The sequence below is a fragment of the Neorhizobium phenanthreniclasticum genome (genome assembly GCF_040066075.1).
Classification (GTDB): domain Bacteria; phylum Pseudomonadota; class Alphaproteobacteria; order Rhizobiales; family Rhizobiaceae; genus Neorhizobium; species Neorhizobium petrolearium.
In genome coordinates this window covers 1-3,058 of record NZ_JBEAAL010000070.1, presented here as the reverse complement: position 1 = coordinate 3,058, position 3,058 = coordinate 1, and the positions used below count along the sequence as shown (strand labels likewise).

The 3,058-nt window shown below is 63.7% G+C and carries 1 protein-coding gene; it reads right to left on the bottom strand.

Annotation, left to right across the window (positions count from 1 at the left end):
- The coding region (locus ABK249_RS33675) for an RHS repeat domain-containing protein (RefSeq protein WP_348864913.1) at positions 1–3,058 on the bottom strand (3,058 nt) is incomplete at both ends.

Genomic DNA, 3,058 nt, shown 5'->3' with positions numbered 1-3,058 from the left:
GATAAACCTGCCGAATGCTGGATCGTAGTATCGTGCGTTGAGGTACATGAGGCCGGTTTCGGCATCGAAGCGTTCGCCGATATAGCCCTTCCTGGTCTGCATCGCCGTGTTGGTCGGCTGGCCATAGGCGGCATAGGCGGTCTGCTCGGCCGGCGTGCCGGTGTCGTTGGTCACCAGCCGGACCGAGGCGAGATGATCGCGGTGCAGGTAGCTCTTGGTGGTAGCCCCCGCCGCCGTGGTGGTGACCTTGAGGTCGGGATGCGGATAGCGGGTATAGATCTCCGCGCCGGGCGTGGTGCGGTCGATCTCGACATCGGCACTGGCATAGAGCGTCTTGCCGAAGGCCCAGGTCTTCATCGCCCGCGCTCCGTCCGGTCCATAGGCGAAGGTCACCGCCGATCCCGACTGCGTGACGCTTCCAAGCAGGTTCGACCGATCCCACACCAGCGTGCGGGTGCCGTCCGACAGCATGTTGCCGTTGGCGTCGTAGGAAAGCGTCTTCGTGCCGATCTTGGTCGCCGCATGCGGTCTCGCCGCAGTTCCGGCCGGATAGGTATAGGTCCCCATCTTCGTGCGCGACGTCAGATTGCCGGTCACCGAATAGCTGTAGGTCTCGTCGAGCGTGTTGTTGCCGAGATTGTCGGCCTTGGTCAGGCGGCCGAGATCGTCATAGGTGTAGGTCCAGCTGTCGGCGGTGGTCAGCCCGGTGATCGCCTTGATCCGACCGAGCTTGTCGCGCACCGTGTACTGATTGTCCATCAGCACCGTGGTGCCCTTCTTGGTCGTCACCCGCGTCAGCCAGCGCCGCTCCGGCGCATAGGCGAACGTCGTCGACACTCCGTTGGCATAGCTGATCGAGGTCGTCTGGCCGTCCGCCTCATAGGTTGCCGCGGTGATATGGCCGGGCACCGTCAGAAGCCGGTTGGAGATGTTGTAGGTCCACGGGGCCGACGCCGTGCCGACGTTGACGGCCGCCGGACTATAGGCGATCGCAAGCGTCAGGCCCGCCCTGCCCCTCGTCTCCACCGTCGTGTGGGTGATCCCGTCGATCACCGTCTTCGTCGTCAGCTTCGTGCCCGAGCCCGTCAGGCTGCGGCTGTAGCTGTGCTTGGCAAAGCCGTTGGAGGACACCGTCAAGAGCCCGACATCGTGGAACGGCGCGGCGCCCACACCGGCTTCGGCCGTGTCGTAGGTGTTGGTGGCCGTCACCGTCGCCGCCGTCTCGCCCGCACCCTTGACCGACTTCGTCCGCAACCGGCCCATCTGGTCGTAGGCAAGCGTCGTCACCGCGCCACGCGCATCCGTCTGGCTCACCAGCCGATTGGCGTTGTCATAGGTGTAGGACCAGTTGCCGAGATCCGGATCGCTCGCCGTCAGCCGGTTGCCCACAAGGTCATAGGTATAGGTCCAGGTCGCACCGCTATGATCGCGCACCCCTCTCAGCCGCCCCATCACATCGTAGGTGCGGCTTTCGTTGACCCAGGTACCGGAAAGGTTTCCGGAAGTGAGAATGACGTTGTTGTCCTTGTCGGTATAGGTGCGGCGGACCTTGCCCTCCTCGTCCGACATGCGCATTTCCATCACCGGCAGGTTCGTCGTGCCGCCGACCGCCGTCGCCGGCTGGACGTTGTAGGCGTAGGTCCGCTGCGAGGCGTCCGGATTGACCACCTTCACCACCCGGTCATTCCAGTCGTAATAATTGACCGTCAACCTGGACGCCTCGTTGGAGAAGCGGGTCGCGGCCGTCTGCCCCACATTGCCGCGGGCGTCATAGCGCGTGTCGGTGACACGCGTCGCTCCACCGGCCACATCCGGCGGCGTCTGCACCCGCCACGGCCGCGCCAGTCCGTCATAATAGGTGCGCGTGTAGACATTGCCCGATCCGGTCGCCAGCGGTTCGTAGACCACCACCGACTGGGTCGCGGGAATACCCTCGTCGATATAGCGGGTGTTGACGTATTTGCCGGTGCCGGCGTTCGTGTAGCCGTACGGCCGGCAATAGGCATCGTAGGTGAAGGTCTCCTTCACCCCGTTCCAGTCCACCTTCGAGGCCGGCTTGCCGCACACATAGTCCGGCGTGTAGCTCGTCACGAACCGCGTGTCCGCCGGCAGGCCGCCGAGCACAAAATACTTGGGCGCCCGCTCCTTCACCACATGCAGGTGATAGGTCGCGTCGTAGTCCCATTCCGTCCGGTTCCCCACCCCGTCCACATGCGACAGCCGGTTGCCGTACGCGTCGAAGGTAAAATATTCGAGATAGGAGGCAGAAGTCGGCTCGACAGATTTGTAAGACCGCAGGATCGTCAGGTTGCCCTTGGCCGGCGGTGCTGCATTATCCGTGGAACCATCGTAGTAAAAAGCCTGGTGCCGCTCATACACATCCGTCGAGGTGCTGAACCCGCCCGAGCGGACGTTGCGTTGCCGCGGCAGCGACACGATATAGGCCGTCGTGTTTGGCGCGTAGGACGTCACTGTCCAGGTCTCGTCACCGGTCAAGTCCGTACGGCCGACATCCCGCAGCTGGGTTATGTTGCCATAGGCGTCGAAGATCCGATCCTTGCGCAGCACCAGCGAAGTGCTGCCTTCCGTCAGGGTCGTATCCGTCCGGGTGTTCAATGCCCGATACGGTTTGGTCGCCGCATTGACCGCATAGGTCTCCACCACCTTCTTCGAGGCGGTGTTCGCCGCGTCGCGGCTCACCGTCTGCGCCGGCAGCCCGTAGCTGGCCAGGTCCTGACGGTAGGTGATCTCTACCACGGGACGCGTCGTCTCGCCCCAGGCCAGCGGCTTCGTCACCGTGATCGTCTTGTAGCCCAGGAACTTGCGCGCCTTCGGATCGTAAAGCCCGCCCGCATAAGCATAGTCCGTCACCGCAGCCGTCGTGCGCCCGTCGCTCACCGTCAGCTTCGTCACCGCATGCAGAACCTGCGGCATGTAAACGTTCGTCCAGCGCGTCGACGGCGTGTAGTCAACCGCAACCGAACCGCCCGTCTCGAACTTCACCGTGCGGAGAAGATTCGGATTGCCGGCGCCGGGGTTGGAGACATAGGTGCTACCG